Source organism: Clostridium sp. DL1XJH146, assembly GCF_054819755.1.
In genome coordinates this window covers 1-238 of the sequence record NZ_JBTVVN010000180.1, presented here as the reverse complement: position 1 = coordinate 238, position 238 = coordinate 1, and the positions used below count along the sequence as shown (strand labels likewise).

Genomic DNA, 238 nt, shown 5'->3' with positions numbered 1-238 from the left:
GTGGTGGGTATAGCTCAGTCGGTAGAGCGTTAGATTGTGGTTCTAAATGCCAAGGGTTCGATTCCCTTTATTCACCCCAATGGTGGGGTATTGCCAAGCGGTAAGGCACAGGATTTTGATTCCTGCACTCGCTGGTTCGAATCCAGCTATCCCAGCCAAATATGATTCACTAGCTCAGTCGGTAGAGCACTTGACTTTTAATCAAGTTGTCCGGGGTTCGATTCCCCGGTGGATCACC

Annotated in this window: 3 tRNA genes; all 3 read left to right on the top strand. The window is 49.6% G+C overall.

Annotation, left to right across the window (positions count from 1 at the left end):
• The first annotated feature begins 3 nt into the window (after positions 1–3).
• The 3 genes from ACVHXK_RS19010 (at position 4) to ACVHXK_RS19000 (ending at position 236) form a co-directional block, all read left to right on the top strand.
• Positions 4–79 (top strand) — tRNA-His (locus ACVHXK_RS19010).
• A gap of 4 nt (positions 80–83) precedes the next feature.
• Positions 84–158 (top strand) — tRNA-Gln (locus ACVHXK_RS19005).
• A gap of 5 nt (positions 159–163) precedes the next feature.
• Positions 164–236, top strand: a tRNA-Lys gene (locus ACVHXK_RS19000).
• Positions 237–238 lie beyond the last annotated feature (2 nt).